Here is a 17,573-nt window from a genome sequence, read left to right on the forward strand (position 1 = left end):
GCGAACGGAGAAAGGGATGAAAGTCGGAGTCCTGATGGGGGGCTGGAGCCCCGAAAAGAAGGTCTCGATGATGTCGGGCAAGAACGTGGTCGAGGGACTGCGCAAGGCGGGTGTGAAGGCCGTCGGCGTGACGCTCACCAACGCCGACAAGAACGCCCAGCGCCTGGGAAAGCGCTTGAAGGCCGGGAAGTTCGACCTGGTCTTCATCGCCCTGCACGGGACCTTCGGGGAGGACGGGCAATTGCAGGCCCTGCTGGACAAATGGGGGATCCCCTACACGGGATCGGGGGCCTTGGCCTGCGGACTGGCCATGCACAAAGGCTGTTCCAAGCTGGTCTTCGAGGCCGGGAAATTGCCGACGGCCCCTTGGGTCGCCGTCCACCGCTCCACCGCGCCCAAGGCCTGGGCCCAGGGTGTGAAATTCCCCTTGCCCTGGGTGGTGAAACCGGCGGACTCGGGTTCCGCCATCGGGGTGACCCTGGTCCGGGACAAGAAGGCGTTCCCGGCGGCGGTCCGCAAGGCCTTCCGGACCAGCGAGTGGGCGGTGGTGGAGCGATACGTGGCCGGGACCGAGGTGACCGTGTCCGTGCTGGGGGAAAGGGCCCTGCCGGTCATCGAGATCCTGCCGGTGAACGAATTCTACGATTACGACTCGAAATACACACCGGGTCATTCGGCCCACATCATCCCGGCCCGTATCCCGGCGAGCGCCCGGGCCAAGGTCCAGGCCCTGTCCCTGAAGGCGGGGAAGGCCCTGGGATGCCGGGACTACTACCGGGTGGACCTGATCGTTCCGGCCAAGGGGGAACCCCAGATCCTGGAGGTGAATACGGCCCCGGGTATGACCGCCACCAGCCTGGTGCCGGACGCGGCCAAGGCCGCCGGGATCGCTTTTCCGGCCCTTTTGAAAAGGATCTGCCAGATGGCCCTGAAGAAGGGGAGGAATTAAGGGGATGCATTACCGGGGGAAGCGGGTCCCACTGAGCGAGAGGTCGCCCTTGTTCCAAAGGGCGGGGATCCCCTCCCGGCCGTCCGTTGTGAAACGAACGGAGGAGAAAAAGCATTTTTTCGCCTGGCCCCAAGCGTCCCAGGAGAAGGGGGAAAAGGAAAGGCAGGTGTCCGGATCTTTCTACCGTCCGGGGCGGTCCGCGGAAGCGACCGGCTTTTACCGGGCCCCCGTGGCCGGGACGGGTCCGGTGGAACCGGCGAAGGGGCGTGGGAGCCGGGGATCCTGGCTCCGGTTGGCCCTCCGGTTGTCGGCCTTGGGGTTGTTGATCGGGGTGTTGGTCTGGTCGAAGGAAAGGACGGTGAGCCTGCTCCAGGACATGGCGGGCTTGAAACTCGAAAAGGTGATGGTGGAAGGGAACCGGTTCCTGGCCGCCGATGAGGTCGTGAAGACCGTGGCCCTGCCCCTGGGGGAGAGCATGTTCAAACTGGACCTCAAAAGCGCCACGGAAAGGGTGCGGGCCATGGATTGGGTCCAGCGGGTCTTCATCGAGAGGCGCCTGCCCCGGTCCATCCTGGTCACGATCAAGGAACGGAGGCCCGTGGCCCTGCTGGAGAAGGGCGATCTTTACGGGGTGGACGCCCAAGGACGGGTACTTCCCCCGGCGCCGCTCTTGATGCGACAGGACCTGCCCCTGATCTCGGGGCTGGATTTCCCGGCGGAGGCGGTGGGCACCACCGAGGAGGCCGAAGCCCTGGGGCCGGCCCTGGATTTCCTGGCCTTCCTGGGCAAGAAGGACCCGGCCTTGGCCCAGGACGTATCGGAAGTGAACCTGTCGGATGCGGATTCCCTGAAGGTGACCTTCATGGACGGCCTGCAGGCCCGCTTCGACCCGCCGGTGTCGGAGACCGAGTTGGAACGGATGGCCCTGGTGGTCAGCGACCTCCAGGAGAAGGGCCGCAAGGCGGCCACGATGGACTTCCGGTACCGAGGGTTGGTGCTGGTCAAACCAAGGCTCTAAGGAGGGGAACATGAAATCCACGGTCCGAAAGGTCCGAAAGACCCACGCTCCCCCGAGGGGCGGGGAAAAGGACCGGCGGGATCTGGTCCGCGGGTTGAAGGTCTGTTTCGGTCCCTGCCGGTGCTACGCCACGGGGAAAAAACAGAAGGAGAACCAGTAATTTTAAATTTTTAATTTTGGATCGAGGCGGCCTGAAAAGGAGGGCCCGGTTCCATTAAGAATTCAAAACCAAGGTCAAAAATCGCTTTAGAGAGGGGTGGAGAAGATGGCGAAAGAGCAAAAACAGGACATCGTGGTGGGGCTGGACCTGGGAACGACCAAGGTCTGCACCATCATCGGGGAAAGGGATGATGAGGGCCAGGTCCACATCATCGGTGTGGGGACCACGCCCTCGACGGGCCTCAAGAAGGGGTCGGTGGTGAACATCGAACAGACCATCCAATCCATCAAGAAATCCGTCCAGGACGCCGAACGCATGGCGGGGGTCGAGATCGGCTCCGCCTTCGCCGGCATCGCCGGGGGCCACATCAAGGGCCTCAACAGCCGGGGGGTCATCGCGGTCTCCCGCAAGGACAAGGAGATCACCGAGGACGACCGGGAGAGGGTCATCGAGGCCGCCCAGGCCATCGCCATCCCGCTGGACCGGGAGATCATCCACGTGATCCCGCAGGAATACATCGTGGACGACCAGGACGGCATCAAGAACCCGGTGGGCATGTCGGGGGTGCGCCTGGAAGCCGAGGTCCACGTGGTGACGGGGGCCGTCACCAGCGTGCAGAACATCGTGCGCAGCGTCGAGCGGGCGGGCCTGCAGGTGTCCGACATCATCCTGCAGCCATTGGCCTCGGCCGAGGCCATCCTCTCCCAGGACGAGAAGGAACTGGGGGTGGTGCTGGTGGATATCGGCGGGGGGACCACGGACATCGCGGTCTTCATCAACGGCTCCCTCTGGCACACGGGCATCATCACCCTGGGGGGCGCCCTGGTCACCAGCGACGTGGCCGTGGGGCTCCGGACCCCCAACACGGAGGCGGAGGCCATCAAGATCCAATTCGGCTGCGCCTACACCGCCATGGTGAAGGAAGAGGAGGAGATCACGGTCCCGGGCGTGGGCGGGCGGCCGGACCGGCGCATGCCGCGCCGGGTCCTCTCCGAGATCATCGAAGCCCGCATGGAGGAGATCTTCGAACTGGTGGCCGCCGAGCTCAAGAAGTTCGGTTTCGAGGACCGGATCCCGGCGGGGGCGGTCATCACCGGGGGCGCGGCCCTGATGGAAGGGACCGCCGAACTGGCCGAGAAGATCCTCCAATTGCCGGTCCGGATCGGTTCGCCGAAACGGGTCGGCGGCCTGACGGACGTTGTGTCCAACCCCAGCTATTCCACCGCAGTGGGGCTGGTGCTCATGGGCATGCAGTCCCAGGCTCCTTCTGCCAAGAAGGTCTCCTTCGGCAGCGGGGCTGATGCGATGAACGGGATCCTGGACCGGATGAAGAAATGGTTCGGCGACTCGATCTGATATTCGGGAAGCTCACCACGTTGTGGTCCGGGGATCCGATCTTAGGGATCGCCGGGAAGGTCAAGGAGGTGCAGGTCGGGTGAAGGTCGAAGGGAAGTGAAGGTCGTAAGCCGTAAAAGCAGGGGGGCTGTTAGCGGATGGCCCAACCATCGGCTCTCGGCTAACAGTAAAAAATAAAAAGAGGGGGAAGTCATGATCGAGTTCGCGGAAGAGGATGTGACGCAGTACCTGGCCCATTTGAAGGTCATCGGGGTGGGCGGCGGCGGATGCAACGCCGTCAACAAGATGATCGAGGCCGGTATCGAAGGCGTGGAGTGTATCGCGGCCAACACCGACTACAAGTCGCTGCGCCGCAGCAAGGCCTTGAAGAAGATCCAGCTGGGCAAGGCCCTGACCAAGGGCTTGGGTTCGGGCGGGAATCCCACGATGGGCAAGGAAGCGGCCCTGGAGTCCGCCGAGGAGATCCAGAAGAACCTGGAGGGGGCCGACATGGTGGTGGTCACCGCCGGGATGGGCGGGGGTACGGGCACGGGCGCGGCCCCGGTGGTCGCCGAGATCGCCAAGAAACTGGGCATCCTCACCGTCGGGGTGGTGAGCCGCCCCTTCGAGCATGAGGGACCGGTGCGCAAGGCCCAGGCCGAGGACGGCCTCAGGTCCATGCTGCCCCATGTGGACGCCATCGTGGTGATCCCCAATGAGCGCATCAACGTGGTCTGCGAGCAGGACGTGGAGCTGACCACGGCCTTCGCGCGGGTCGATGACGTGCTGGTGCAGGCCATCCAGGGGATCTCGGGCATCATCCACTCGGAAGGCATCATCAACCGCGATTTCGCGGACGTGAAGCGCATCCTGACCGCCAAGGGCAAGGTCTTGATGGGCATGGGCGCGGCCGCGGGCGAGGAGAGGGCCATGAAGGCGGTGCAGAAGGCCGTCCACAGCCCCTTGCTCGAGGACGTGGACATCGCCGGGGCCAGCGCGGTGCTGGTCCTGATCACGGCGGGCGCCAATTTCACCCTCAACGAGTTCAACCAGATCAACGGGTTCCTGCAGAAGGCCGCCCGTCCGGGCGCCGAGATCATCCCGGGCATCGTGCGGGACGAGAACCTGAAGGATGGGATGCGGGTCACCATCATCGCGACCGGGTTCGAACAGGCCCGCAGCGAGGAGGCGGCCACCATCATCGACCTGAAGAACTTCGTGACGCCGAACTTCAAGACCGACAAGGCGGCTTCCAACGCGCCCCAGGCGTCGGAAGAGGCGGAGGGCGACCTGACGCTCAAGCTCTCCGACGGCCAATACGACATCCCGGCCTACTTGCGGCGCCGGCTGGCCAGCAAGTCGTTCCATAACTGAGGACTTCCAACAAAATGCCTTGGAACAGGGATAAGGAAGGGTGGATGGGATGGAAAACTTGAAGGATCCAAAGGGTTTTCTCCGGGTCCATCGGTGTCCATCCCTGTTCTTCAGGTCTTGTTGGGGATCGTAAGGAATAAAGAAAGGAAGTCATGCGGAACGTCCATCGGACAATAGGATCGGGGTGGTTGGTCGGCGTCCTGGGGTGCCTTTTCTTGCCCCTGGGCGCCTTCGCCTCCCCCGCGTCCTCCCCGGTGGCGCCTACGGCCTCGCCCGCGGCGTCCGCCGACCAGGAATTCTTCGTGCTCTGTTACCACCGGTTCCTGAACAAGCCCATTCCTGTCCAACAGGAGGACCCATCCCGTTCCCCCACGGGAGAGGACCCGGGCCAAAAAGGACCGAAACAGACCGAGTACGAGACCTCGATGGACGATTTCAAATGGCAGATGCAGTACCTGAAGGAGAACGGGTTCACCCCCATCTCCCAGGAACAGCTCATGGGCTACTGGTTTCAAGGGAGACCCCTCCCCTTGAAACCGGTGCTCCTGACCTTCGACGATGGTTTCGAGAGCATCTACCGGGACGCTTTCCCGGTGGTCCAGAAGATGGGGTTCCCTTCCATCCTTTTCCTTTACACGGATTTCGTAAGGAACCGGGAAGTCGCGGACCGCAACCGTGAGAAGAAGATCGCGGCGAAGTCCGAGGATCCCGAACACCCAAAAAAGGTCCTGTCCGAAATTTCGCCCCAAATGCGGTTCGACGCCCTTTCGGACGCCCAGATGGCCGAAATGCAGAAGGCGGGCATGGTGATCGAATCCCACACCACCCACCACCTCAACATGGGGTTGGTCCGGGAGAAGAAAGGGGAGGCGGCCTTCGCCAAGATCCTCTGGAACGAACTGACCGAGCCCTTGACCTATATCTCGACGAGGTTCGGCCGAAAGCCCCAATGGCTCGCCTATCCTTTCGGGGTCTATGACCCGGTCATCCTGGAGGCCACGAAGAAGGCGGGTTACCAACTGGCCTTCACCGTCAATCCCGGTCCCAATGACCGTACGATCCCGCCCCTCCTGCTGAAGCGCAACCTGGTCCTATGGCCCTTCGGGCGGGAGGCCTTCCAGCGGATCTTCCGGGACAAGGTGCTCCACTGCGAGGACCTGGCCCCCGGGGACGGGGCTTCGATCGATGCGGTCCGGCCGGTGATCTCGGCCAAGATCACCGATGACGTGGACCCCAAGTCGGTCCGGCTCCAGATCGGCGCCCATGTCATGAAACTGCGTTATGACCCTGGGACGGGCGCCTATTCCCATGCCATCAAGGCCGACCTGACGCAGGGTGGACATATCTTCTGTCTTTCCGCCGTCGACCGGCAGGGCCAGCACCGGGTCCTCAATTGGTATTTCCGGATCAAACACAAGAAATTGGCCCATCACCCGGGAAGGAAGGGGGCCGCGGATGTCCTTTAGATCCTTGCCCATCCTGGCCCTTGCCCTTTTGACCCTGGCTTGGCCCTCTCCCGCCCTGGAAGAGGGCGGGAAGGTGGCGCTCCGCTATACCTATAAGACCGACGTCCTTTCCGTCCCTGTGGTCGAGGGGGCGAAGGGACAGGTTTATCTGCCCTTGATGGACCTGAGCCGTTTTTTCGGCATCCAGGTGGATTTCGAACCCCAGATCCGGCGGGTCACCCTTTCGAAGGGGAAGAACAAGGTGAAAGTGGTACTGTCCCAGCCTGTTTACCTCTCCCTGGCGCCCGAGGTGTCCTATCCCATCGATCCCCTGGAGGTCCTTTCGGGGCAATTGAGCATCCCGGCCACCAGTGCCGAGGACCTGTTGGGGACCCTCCTGGGGATCCCCGTCCATTACCTGCCGGACCAAGGACTCCTCATCGCGGGCGGCGTGACGGACAAGGAACTCCAGCAGGAGATCCTGGCCGACCCAGGCCCATCGACATCCTCATCCCCCCAACCCGCCTCCAGCGCCGCCGCTGGGCCCACTCCGGTGGAAAGCCCCGCGGCGGCCCCTTCCTCCCAGGAAGCCGTCGCTGTTCTGGAGGAACCGACCCGCTCGCCGACGGTCGAACCCCTTCCCCTCCAACCTCCCCGGGACCAAGTGGAGCATGTGCGGCGCATCATCATCGACCCGGGCCACGGCGGCTATGACGCCGGCGCTCCCGGTTACGACCGCCGTTTCCATGAGAAGAGCGCCACGCTGGACATCGCCCAGCAGGTCGCGAAATTCCTGCGGGAGGAACAAGGCCTGGAGGTCCTGATGACCCGAAAGGAGGACCGTTACATCACCCTGAAATACAGGACGGATTTCGCCAAGAGCCACAACGGGGATCTTTTCGTTTCCATCCATTGCAATTCCAATCCCCGTAAGGGCGCCCATGGGACCGAGATCTATAAGTATGGATTGAGGGCGACCAGTCATGCCGCGGCCGCCGCGGCCGCCCGTGAAAACTTCGGGGGCGGCGACCTGGATTTCATCAAACAGGACCTGACCGCGGTGCGCTACAAGAGCCGCAGCCAATGCCTGGCCGAACATGTGGAGATGGAGATCAAGGAAAAACTGGGCCAGCCTTTCCGCAACATCCAGGAGGCGCCCTTTTACGTGCTGGCCCACGCCGAAATGCCGGCCATCCTGATCGAGACGGCCTTCATCAGCAACAAGGACGAGGAGAACAAGCTCCGGGACCCCTATTGGCGCGAGAAGATGGCGAAGGCCATCACGGCCGGGATCCTGGAATACAAGGACATCGTGGAGGGGAATCTTGACGACCGTGAAGCTCGGCGCTGAAGCCGTCCGCCTAAGCGAAGGAGGACTGGACTATCTCCAATTCCCCCGTTTCGCCGATCCCAAGTTGGTGCCCCATGCGGTCACGACCCGTGTCGGAGGGGTCAGCCGCGGGGACTACCGTGGACTGAACCTGAGCTTCAAGGTGGGCGACGAGAAGGTGCGGGTGGAAGAGAACCGTTCCCTCCTGGGACGGACCCTGGGGATGGACCTGGCCCATGCCGCCTGGGTGGAACAGGTCCACGGGGACGAGGTGGCGGTCCTGACCGCCGCGAACATCCCCGTCCGGGGAGGCTCCCTCGGGAAGGCGGACGCGCTCATCACCCAGCAAAAAGGGATCCCCATCCTCATCCAGGTCGCCGATTGCCTGCCGGTCCTTTTTTATGATCCGGTCCACCAGGCCATCGGCCTGGCCCATGCCGGATGGCGGGGGACCGTCAGCCACATCGCGGTCAAAGCCTTGCTGGCCATGGGCGAGCATTTCGGGACCAAACCGGAGGATGTCCGGGCGGTGTTGGGTCCTTGCATCGGGGCTTGTTGCTATGAGGTGGGGGAGGATGTCCGCCAGGAATTTATCCGGGTGTTTCCCTGGGGGGCCGAGGTCTTCAGCCCCTACCAAAAGGGGCAGTGGAAACTGGACCTGGCCCAGGCCAATGGGCGGCAATTGGTGGAAATGGGCATGAAACAAGAAAATTTGATCGCGTCAGGGCTTTGTACGGTGGGCCATTCGGGGCTGTTCTTTTCCCATCGGGCGGAAGCGGGGCCGGAGCGGAACACCGGTCGATTCGGTGTTTTGTTAATGTTAAACGGAAGACCATGATAGAATGAGCCGCATTCAGGGGGTCGTGCCATGAAGAAAGTCGAACTTGCCGTTCTGTTGTTCCTACTCCTATCCGGGAAACCGCTCCTCGCCCAGGATCAAGCCGCGCAGCCGGCCGTACCGGTCCCCGCGGGCATTCCTGCGGTCCCGCAAGTCCCCACGGAAAGCGATTTTTATTCCCAAGCCTTGCAGGCCTATCTGGCGGGCAATTACGACCAGGCGATCCTGCTGGATTCCCGGGCCCTCCAAGCCGATCCCAAGGACGCCAAGGCCCAGGCCCTCCTGAGCATCCTGGTCAATGAAAAGGACAAGGCCAACCAGAGCGTCATCTGGATCGGCAAGGAGAACAGCGGGGAGGTGGCGCTTGCGCCGGCCCCCGTCACTGTGATCCAGGAAAAGATCGTCCAACGGCCCGCGGCGCCCAGGCCCGCGGCGAAGACCCAAGGGCTGGCCGAGCTCGAAGCCCGGGTCAATGCGGTGGCCTTCCTCCTGGAAAGGGACCAGAACAGCCAATACCGCGAATTGACCGGTGCCCAGGTCGCGGTCCAAAAGCGGCTGGATGAGATCAACCTCAACCTCCATGACCTCCACCAGGGGGCCACGATCGGCAACATCCTTTTCCTGGTGGCCTTGCTGGTGGCCCTGGCGGCCCTTTGGAAGAGCTGGCGCAACGGCGAGGATATGCGCCGGCAACTGGGACACCTGGAATATGGCAAGGACCGGGACGAGAGCGGCCGCGTCGTTCAAATGAGGAAGATGTGACGTCCTTGATCGGGTGGTTGAAGGACATCCTCAGAAAGCTCTATCTCCTGGACCGTCCCGTGGTCCAAAGGTCCAAGAAGGACCGTCGGCATAACGACCGGCGTTGGCAGGGGGCGGAGGGCGACAAGCCGAAAGCGGCCGCCGATCCACGGCGGCGCAAGGAACGCCGCAAGACCCGCCGCCGGGGCTGAGGATCCCGTGGGCCCTACCGAACGACCTTCCTTGGACCCGAAGCGGCCCTGGATCCTGACCCTCCTTTGCGTCCTCGCCTTCCTGGGTTGCTTCCTCAAGATCTACTACGTCTTTTCCAGCGAGATCCGGGCGGTGGCCCGCTGGTATCCCGTTTATGTTTCGATGAGCACCCTTCTCTTGATGGCCTCCCTTTTCGGACTGATGCAGATGAGGAGGTGGGGTTTCCATCTTTTCATCCTCTTCTTCCTGGTCCATCAGGTGGTCCAGATCGCGGTGGGGAAATGGGACATCGCGTCCAGCCTTCTTTTCTCCGCCCTTCTGCTGGTAGGATCCCTCCGCTATAAGACGTTGGTTTGAACCCCGCCTTTCCCTTGAGGTGACCCGTGGTCCAAGGCCGGCTCCATCCTCCTGAACCCTTTTCCCTGGGACTCACCCTTCTTTGCGGCCAGTGTTTCCGTTGGAAGGACCCGGATCCGCAAGGTGGGTTCGAAGGGGTCGCCGGCGGCGCTTTTTGGAAGTTGCGCCAGGAAAACAAGGAGCTTCATTGGGAATGTTCCTTGCGCCAGGTCCGGGGGAAGGAACCGGGGGCCTGGCTGGCGCGCTATCTTGGCCTGGAGGACGACCTGGCCCCCGCCGCCGCCCTTTTCCGGGACCATCCGGTGCTCCGCGAACCTTGGGCGGGGTTGCGGGGACTGAGGCTGATGCGTCAGGAGCCGTGGGAGTGCGCCGTCTCCTATATGTTCGCCCAAGGGCTCTCGGTGCAGGTCATCCAAAAGGCCATCGAAAGGTTCTGCGGCCGTTTCGGGGAACCCTTGGAAGGCGTCCCCGAAGGACGGGACTTCCCATCACCCGGTACCCTGGCGGCCCTGACGCCCGATCAGCTTCGGGCCTACACGAACAATTACCGGGCCCGGGCCCAAAGGATCATCCTTCTCGCCCGCGTGGTGATGGCCCAGGTCCTTTCCTTGGAGCATCTGTCCCAAGTTCCTTGCGACGACGCTCGGGAGACCCTCTCCCGGTTGGAGGGCATCGGTCCTAAGATCGCCGATTGCATCCTTTTGTTCTCCCTGGGCCAGGAGGACGCTTTTCCGGTGGACCGTTGGGTGCTGCGGGCCATGAAGCGCTATTTCCCCTCGGTCCGGTTAGGGGGGCGGTTGGAGGCACCCACCCCCACCCAATACACACGGATCGTTCGAAAGGCACGGAAGGTCTTCGGTCCCTATTCGGGATTGGCCAGTGAGTATCTCTTCCTCTATTTAAGGTTGAAGGAAGACCCCCCCCTTGCCCGGAAATTGGCCCCTTTTTTGCCTTTGGGGGGTGAAAATACAGTCAAAAATACCCTTGAAAACCCATAAAATTCTTGCTCGGGGCCCTGGAATTGGCTATAAATAAAGCGGATTTCAATATCCAGGAGGTGGACGTTGACCAAAAGTGAATTGCTGGGGACTTTGGCCGAGCAGACCGGCTTGAAAAAGAAGGATGTTGATAACGTTATGCAAGCTTTAAGGAGCACGATTTACAAGACCTTAAAGAAGGAATACAAGATCAAGCTGGATGGCCTGGGCGTGTTCCAGTTGAAGGACCGCAAAGCCCGCATGGCCCGGAATCCCCGGACCGGCGAAATGGTCAATGTTCCGGCCAAGAAGGTCGTTAAGTTCCGCGTTTTGAAGGACCTGAAAGAAGCCGTTCTTTCCTAATAAGTCCTCGGATCCGCTTAAAGCACCCCGCTCTTCGGTGGGGTGCTTTTTTTATTTCAGGATAAAATAACGACCAAAAACGGGGGTTTTTTTGCCCAGGCCCAAGGAAAATGTTTCCCACGTTCCGGGGAAATGGTGGCTGCTCCCGGTCTTTTTCCTATGGACGGTTTGGGTTTTTGCCCATTTTTTTCCTGCGCTTTATCGTGACCCGCTATCCTTCACCTCCCCCTTTGACCCGGCCCCCAACAGCACGGCCTCGCCGGACATTCTTCACCGTTGCCTGGACTGGCTGGCTTTCCTCCCGCCCCTTTCGTCCGCGGCCCTTTGCGTCGGCTTCTTCTGGGTGTTCGGCCGGAAGGCACTCCCTCTTTTTGGTTTGGAACCAAAAGGTCCGGTCCGTTTCCTTTTGGAAACCACCTTGGGGATGGCGCTGGCCGATTGGTTGTGGTTGGGCCTGGGATTAACGGGGCTCTGGTCCGGGGTGCTCGGCATCCTTGTCTTGCTGGCCGGGACCTGGCTCCTTCTGCGGCCGATCTTGGCGCTTCCAAGGGCCCGGCTGGAATTCCCGAAGCTCAAGGGTTGGGATCGGCCGATGGCGGCCCTTCTTTGCGTTTACGCGGTCCTGTTGGTCCTGCAGGACCTCCTTCCGGAGACCTTTTATGATTCCCTGAACTACTTCCTGGGCATCCCCGCCTATTGGTGGAGCCGGCACGGGATGGTGGACCAACCTTTCCACGCCCTTTCGGGTTATCCCTTCGGCGGTTCCTTGATCTACCTGAACGCCTTCCTACTGGCCGGAGGCCAGGGAGCCAAGGTCCTGGCCGGGGCCTTCTTGATGGCCACCGCGCTCCTCGCCTGGGCCTGGACGGAAGAAAAGGGTTATCCCCGCTGGACCATGGCCGTGGCGGTCCTGACCTTCCCACTCCTTTATTTGAACGCCTGGGCCACCCGGGTGGATTCCCTGGTGACCCTCGTGCTCCTGCTTTTCTTCTATTGCGTCCAAAAGGTCTTGGAAGGGAAGCGGGACTCCGCCTGGATGGCGCTTGGGGGACTGCTGGCAAGCCTCGCCCTTTCGATCAAGCCCACCGCCTTGGTCCCGGTACTGGGCGGTGTGGCGGGTCTTCTCCTGGCCGGAAAGGGTGCAAGGTTCCTGGGCCGGGCCCTGGGGGGGTGGGGCCTCTCCTTCCTCTTGGGGATGGGACCCTGGCTTCTCAGGGACCTGGTCCATACGGGCGATCCTTTTTTTCCTTACGTCCAGGCGCTTTCGGGGATCCGGGCGCTTCCCGTGGCGGGTTACCTGAGGATGGTCCATGAGAACCAACAGTTCCTTCCGATGGACCATGGCCTTGGGTCTTGGGTCACCCTGCCTTGGCGGTTGACCATGCCGGGCGCGGGCGATGGGCAGTTCTTGGGGCCGATCCCCCTGGCGGTCCTTCCTTTGCTGGTCTGGTTGGCCTTGCGCCGGGGTCCCGTGCGTCCCATGGCCTGGATCTTTTGGCTGACGGCGGTCGCGGGACTGGGCCTATCCCATATGCTTCGCTTCTCCCTGCCGGTCCTTACCTTCGGGTTGTTGCTGACCGGTGTCCTTTTTTCGTCGCTCAAACCAAGCCCTTGGAGGGCGGTTTGGCCCGGGGTCGTGCTCCTGAACGCGGTCCTTTGCTTTCCCCAATTGCTTTCGCTTTCGGCCCAATGGTCGGCGGGCGGGCCCTTCTGGACCGGAGCGGAGGACGCGGATCAATATCTTTCCCGGAGGCTTGGGCCGGCCGATATGGAAATGACCCGGATCGTGGACCGGAACCTTCCAAGGGATTCCCGGTTGCTTTTGGTCGGGGATTCACGCGCCCTTTATTACGACCGCCAGGTCCTGGCCCAATCGGCTTTCGACGAGCCCTTTTTCGCTACGGCCGTCCGGAAAGGAAAGGATGAAGAGGGCGTCTTGAGGGAATTGAGGAGATCGGGCATCGACTATGTGGTGGTGGACCGGGGCCTGGGAAGCCTTTATTCCCGTGAATACCACCAGTACGACGCACTGACACCGGTCGATCAACAAAGCCTGAAAAGGTTCTCCCAAAGGGGGTTGGAGTTTTTGGCCGCCCGGGGTTCCCTGGGACTTTTCCGGGTCCGCGACCGGTTGATCCCTCCGGACCCAAGGACCCCGGATCCCTTCTCCTTTTTGTCCGACCCGGCGGCGGACCGCCCGCGATCCCGTTCGGGGAAAGGGCGAGGCTCATGAGCAACTTCAAGGCTTCCTCTCCCCGGTCCGGTTGGGTGCCGGCCTTGGGAGCGCTCTGGGCGCTGGCCGTGGGATATGGCTATCTTCAAAAGGTGGGGACGGCCTTCGGTTATTACGGCGCACCTTTTTCCCTTCTCGCCCCTTCCGGGGCGACGGTCTTCCATCCGCAGGTCTGGATCGTGACCTTGGAGGCGGTGGGGACGGCGATGCTTGTCCTGGCCGTTACCCTGCGTTGGGGGGCAAGGTTGGGGCGCTTCCTGGGCCTGGGAGAGCGGGATGCGGGTGTGCTGTTCGGGGCCCATTTCGCCCTGGGTATGATCTTTCTGGACCTGCTCTGGTTCTCCTTGGGCGTCGCGCACCTTTGGTGGAGGCACCTTTTATTCCCCTTGGGAGGTCTCTTGGCCCTTGAGGCGGTCCTGACCACCCCTTGGGGTGGGTGCTTCCAGGCCATCCGAGATTCCTGGAGATCGCGCCCTCGGGGGGACCTGGGGATCCTCTTGTTGATCCTGGCCGGCCTCCTGTTCTGGGGCTTCACTCTCCTGAAAGGCCTCCTGCCCGAGGTCTTCTATGATTCCATGGTCTATCACCTGGCGGTGCCGTCCGCTTGGGTCCAGGGCCATGGGATCGGGGACCTGCCGGGGAATTTCTTTTCCAATTATCCCTTTGGCGGGGAATTGTTCTTCTTCAATGGCCTCTACTTTCAAGGCACGGAGGCGGCGATCCTGCTCCATGTTTTCGGCTTTCTCGCCACCGCCCTGACCGCTGCGGGATGGGTCCGGGAAGCGAAGGGCCCGGAAGCGGGCGGTTTGACCCTGGGATTGGTCCTGACCTTGCCCCTTTTCGTCATGAATGCCGGGACCACCCAAGTGGAGGCCCTCTTGGCCCTGCCCCTCACCCTATGCGCCTATTGCGTGTTCGGCGGCCTGAGGGAGGAACGGTCGGGCCGTTTCCTCGCGTGCCTTTTCGGCGGGGGAGCTTTGGCGGTCAAATACACCTCGGCCTTGGCCCTGGCGGCCCTGGGAACGGGAGCGATCCTGGAGGGTTCCTGGCGGCGTTGGTGGGATCGTGGAAAAGGGTGGGCGGAATTCCTCGGGGCCGGGCTGGTCACCTGGGCGCCTTGGGTCCTGAAGAACGCGGTCTTCACGAAGGAGCCCTTTTTTCCCTATGGGGCGTCCCTGTTCGGGGGTCGGGCCCTTTCCGCGACCGCCTACCACTCCCTATGGATGGAACAACAAGGGCGCATCGCCCACGGTTGGGAGAGCCTGATGGTGCCTTGGAAGGCCGTGGTCTCCAATCCGGACGCCTTCAACTTCGTGGGACCCATCGCCCTGGCTTTCCTTCCGGCGGTGCTGCTCACCGTCGGCCGGGGACCCGCCCGGGTCTTCGGACGGGTGGTCGTTCCGGTCTTTTTCGTCCTGGGTTTCCTGACGACCCATATCCTCCGTTTCCTGAGCCCGGGATTCGTATGGATCTATGTCCTTTTCGGCCTGGCCTGGGAAGGGGAAGCCCACCCCGGATGGCGCAAGGCCCTGGCTTGGGCCGGGGCCCTTTCCGCGGTCCTTTGTTTCGGGTTCCTGGCGGCCATCAGCGGACGTTATGAAGGGGGCGCCGGGGTCTGGACGGGATTTCAAAGCCGGGCGGACTACCTGATGGCCCCCAACAAGATCACTTCCTATTATTCCCTGGCGCAATGGGTCAACGCGAATACGCCGGACGATTCCCACCTGCTGATCGTGGGGGATGCCCGGGGGCTTTATTACGACCGGCCTTTCCTGTCCAATAGCGTCTTTGACGGCCAGGAGCTGGCCCTTCTGGCCCGATCGAAGAAGGACGCTGCGGGGATACGCAAAGGCCTTTTGGAGAAGGGGATCGATGATCTGGTGGTCAACGGTCCCGAGGGGATCCGGGTGGCCGCCGATTACGGGCATTACGACCTGACCTCGGAGGAATGGGAAAGGTTGGACGACTTCATCCAGCGATACACCGAACCCGTCCATCTCGAGGGATTGCAAGGAGTTTACCGGCTCCTTCCGGACCCCAAGGACGGCCCCCGGCCCCAAGCCCTGGACCTGTTGTTGTTCTTCTCCGGGCCCGCTTCCCGGTTCGTCAAGGAAGTGGACCGGAAGCAATGGCTGTCGGCCCGGGAGGACCTGGATCAGGCGGTTCGGCTTTATCCCTTCTCCGGGTTTTGGAAGGAACAAAAGCGGAGGCTCGACGAGGCTTTCCGCAACGCGAATGGGGTGGCCCGATGAACCGGCGGCTGGTGATGCTATTGACGGGTTCCCTTCTTTTTTGGGTCCCCTTGGCTTTTTTCTCTCCGAGCGTCGATGCCTTCCTCCTGCCCAAGGACCTGCTGGGGTTGGTGGTCGGGTCCGTCCTGGCCGTTCTTTGCGCTTTCCAATGGCCCGGGGCCTTCCGGCAGGCCTGGGTCCGGGTCCTCCTTCTTTTCATGGCGTGGATGGTGGTGGATGGGGCGGCCGTCGGATATTCATCCCTCGCTGTTGGGCGAGAGGCCGTTCATTTCATCCTTTGGCTCGGGGCCGCCGCGGGTTGCCTTCTGCTGGGAGAGGGGGAAGGGACCCTGGAAAAAATGACCGCCTTCGCCCTGGCCGCCGGTTCCTTCATGGCCTTGCACGGGCTTCTGCAGGCCTTGGGGCTGCACGAGGCCGCTTGGACCACCCGTTTCGAGGGACGGGCCTTCTCGACCCTGGGCAATCCCGATTACCTGGGCGGCTACTTCGCCGCCCTCCTTCCTTTGGCCTGGGTGATGACCCTTCGGGCCAAGTCCCATGCCGGCTGGTGGACCTTCCGGGTGGCGACCATGTTGTTGTTCGTCGGGCTCTTGGTCACCCGGGTCCGGGGATCCTTCCTGGCCCTGGGGGTGGCCGGTCTTTTCCTGCTCGCCGCCTTGGTGTCCCCTTGGGGCCGGGGCCTTTGGCGGGCCAACAAGGGTTTTGTCCTGGCGACCTTGGCCGTCGCCCTGGTGGGCGCGGGAGCTTTTTGGTTCCGCCATGGGGGGCTTTCAGCCTTCAGCCTGGAGCAGGCCTCCTTCCAACAACGCCTGGACACCTATCGGATCGCCTGGACCATGGTGAAGGACCATCCCTGGTGCGGGGTGGGGCTGGGTCATTTCGCCCTGGATTTTCCCCTTTACCAGGCCAAGCCCTGGCCCCAGGGTGGGCATCCTTATATCTACTCCAGCCACGTCCACAACGAGTTCCTTCGCTTTTGGGCCGAGGGGGGGACCATCGGCCTGGTCCTTTTCGTTCTTGTCCTTCTTTATTACGTCCGGGGGATGGTCCGAACGGTGAACGATCCCGGGACCGCGGAGAGCGAACGGACCTTGCTGGTGGGCATGGGGGCCGGGATGGCGGGACTTTTAGGCCAATCCCTCACCAACTTTCCATTACAGGTGGCCCCCACGGCCATCCTGTTCGGGTTCTTCCTGGCGGGGCCCTTCGTCCTGAGGCGCAAGGCGCCGGAAGGAACGGGGGATCCGAAAGGCGGAGCGGCCCCGGTCGTGGTCCTCGCGCTTTTTTTCATCCTGGGAGCCTGGGCGTCCCGCGAAATGGCGGCCTCCATCGCCCTCCGGGACACCCTTGGGGAAGCGGGCCTGGGACACGGGGACCTAGCGATCCGCTATGGCCAAAGGACGGTGTCCCTTTCCTCCGCCGATCCCAAGGCTTGGAGCGCCCTGGGCCGGGCCTATCGCTCGGCAGGCCAAGGGGACGGGGCCCTGGTCGCTTTTCAAAAGGCCGTGGCCCTCGATCCGAACGACGTGGAGGACCGGGCCCTGATGGCCCAGCTCCTTCTTGACTCGGGACATCCGGGGGACGCAGTGAAGTTCGGCCGGGAAGCGCTGGCCATCGCGCCCAATGACCTGGGCGCCCTTTGGACCCTGGCCGTCAGCCAGTTCCAGTCCGGGGACATCCAAGGCGCGGTGGGGAGCTTCACCACCTATGCCTCCGATTCCCCGAGCGAATACCAACCTTATCTGAACCTGGGCGTCTGCTACATGCGCCTGGGCCAAAGGGAAAAGGCCCGAGAAGCCTGGGAGAAGGCGAAGGCCTTGAATCCGGCCGACCCGCAGGCCGATCTTTATCTCAAGTCCCTAAACCAAAAGACAAAGTCAAAGGTCTTTCACCGCGAAGAAGCGAAGGGGCGGAAAGGGACCTAGGGGAAAAGGGCCTTTTATCCGTGTCTTCGCTCCTTCGCGGTGATCGGACCTTGCCGGCGTTGT

At 62.4% G+C, this 17,573-nt stretch carries 16 protein-coding genes; all 16 read left to right on the forward strand.

Annotated elements, in window-relative coordinates; all coding sequences use genetic code 11:
• Positions 1-16 precede the first annotated feature (16 nt).
• Entirely contained in the window at positions 17-949 is a 933-nt protein-coding gene (locus VHE12_06660) for a D-alanine--D-alanine ligase (protein ID HVZ80472.1), read from the forward strand.
• Positions 950-953: 4 nt separating this feature from the next.
• A complete protein-coding gene (locus VHE12_06665) occupies positions 954-1,967 on the forward strand; it encodes an FtsQ-type POTRA domain-containing protein (GenBank protein ID HVZ80473.1) in 1,014 nt (337 codons plus the stop codon).
• Between the two features lie 10 nt (positions 1,968-1,977).
• On the forward strand, positions 1,978-2,127 hold the full coding sequence (locus VHE12_06670) for a hypothetical protein (protein HVZ80474.1): 150 nt from the start codon (positions 1,978-1,980) through the stop codon (positions 2,125-2,127).
• 105 nt (positions 2,128-2,232) lie between these two features.
• Entirely contained in the window at positions 2,233-3,483 is a 1,251-nt protein-coding gene (ftsA, locus tag VHE12_06675; GenBank protein HVZ80475.1) for a cell division protein FtsA, read from the forward strand.
• 192 nt (positions 3,484-3,675) lie between these two features.
• Complete coding sequence (ftsZ, locus tag VHE12_06680; GenBank protein ID HVZ80476.1) at positions 3,676-4,836, forward strand: cell division protein FtsZ; 1,161 nt, start codon at positions 3,676-3,678, stop codon at positions 4,834-4,836.
• A 152-nt stretch (positions 4,837-4,988) separates the two neighbouring features.
• Positions 4,989-6,302 (forward strand): polysaccharide deacetylase family protein, encoded by a 1,314-nt coding sequence (locus VHE12_06685; GenBank protein HVZ80477.1) that lies wholly within the window; start codon positions 4,989-4,991, stop codon positions 6,300-6,302.
• A complete protein-coding gene (locus VHE12_06690; protein ID HVZ80478.1) occupies positions 6,292-7,632 on the forward strand; it encodes an N-acetylmuramoyl-L-alanine amidase in 1,341 nt (446 codons plus the stop codon). The genes VHE12_06685 and VHE12_06690 overlap by 11 nt, the downstream gene beginning before the upstream one ends.
• The gene (pgeF, locus tag VHE12_06695) at positions 7,616-8,449 is read left to right on the forward strand and encodes a peptidoglycan editing factor PgeF (protein ID HVZ80479.1); all 834 of its coding nucleotides are present in this window, start codon (positions 7,616-7,618) and stop codon (positions 8,447-8,449) included. The genes VHE12_06690 and pgeF overlap by 17 nt, the downstream gene beginning before the upstream one ends.
• Positions 8,450-8,479: 30 nt before the next feature.
• Positions 8,480-9,211 (forward strand): hypothetical protein, encoded by a 732-nt coding sequence (locus tag VHE12_06700; protein ID HVZ80480.1) that lies wholly within the window; start codon positions 8,480-8,482, stop codon positions 9,209-9,211.
• Positions 9,208-9,402 carry a hypothetical protein gene (locus VHE12_06705; GenBank protein HVZ80481.1) on the forward strand — a complete coding sequence of 65 codons (195 nt, stop codon included), beginning with the start codon at positions 9,208-9,210 and terminating at the stop codon, positions 9,400-9,402. Before VHE12_06700 ends, VHE12_06705 begins: the two co-directional genes overlap by 4 nt.
• Before the next feature lie 7 nt (positions 9,403-9,409).
• Positions 9,410-9,760, forward strand: a complete 351-nt coding sequence (locus tag VHE12_06710; GenBank protein HVZ80482.1) for a hypothetical protein — start codon at positions 9,410-9,412, stop codon at positions 9,758-9,760.
• 26 nt (positions 9,761-9,786) lie between these two features.
• A complete protein-coding gene (locus VHE12_06715) occupies positions 9,787-10,758 on the forward strand; it encodes a DNA glycosylase (GenBank protein HVZ80483.1) in 972 nt (323 codons plus the stop codon).
• A 48-nt stretch (positions 10,759-10,806) separates the two neighbouring features.
• The gene (locus VHE12_06720; protein ID HVZ80484.1) at positions 10,807-11,100 is read left to right on the forward strand and encodes an HU family DNA-binding protein; all 294 of its coding nucleotides are present in this window, start codon (positions 10,807-10,809) and stop codon (positions 11,098-11,100) included.
• A 91-nt stretch (positions 11,101-11,191) separates the two neighbouring features.
• Positions 11,192-13,333, forward strand: coding sequence for a hypothetical protein (locus tag VHE12_06725; protein HVZ80485.1), 2,142 nt, complete (start codon positions 11,192-11,194; stop codon positions 13,331-13,333).
• Complete coding sequence (locus tag VHE12_06730) at positions 13,330-15,585, forward strand: glycosyltransferase family 39 protein (protein HVZ80486.1); 2,256 nt, start codon at positions 13,330-13,332, stop codon at positions 15,583-15,585. Before VHE12_06725 ends, VHE12_06730 begins: the two co-directional genes overlap by 4 nt.
• Entirely contained in the window at positions 15,582-17,510 is a 1,929-nt protein-coding gene (locus VHE12_06735; protein HVZ80487.1) for a tetratricopeptide repeat protein, read from the forward strand. Before VHE12_06730 ends, VHE12_06735 begins: the two co-directional genes overlap by 4 nt.
• Positions 17,511-17,573 lie beyond the last annotated feature (63 nt).

It is taken from the genome of bacterium (assembly GCA_035549195.1).
Lineage (GTDB): Bacteria > Oederibacteriota > Muellerivitia > Muellerivitales > Muellerivitaceae > DASZRK01.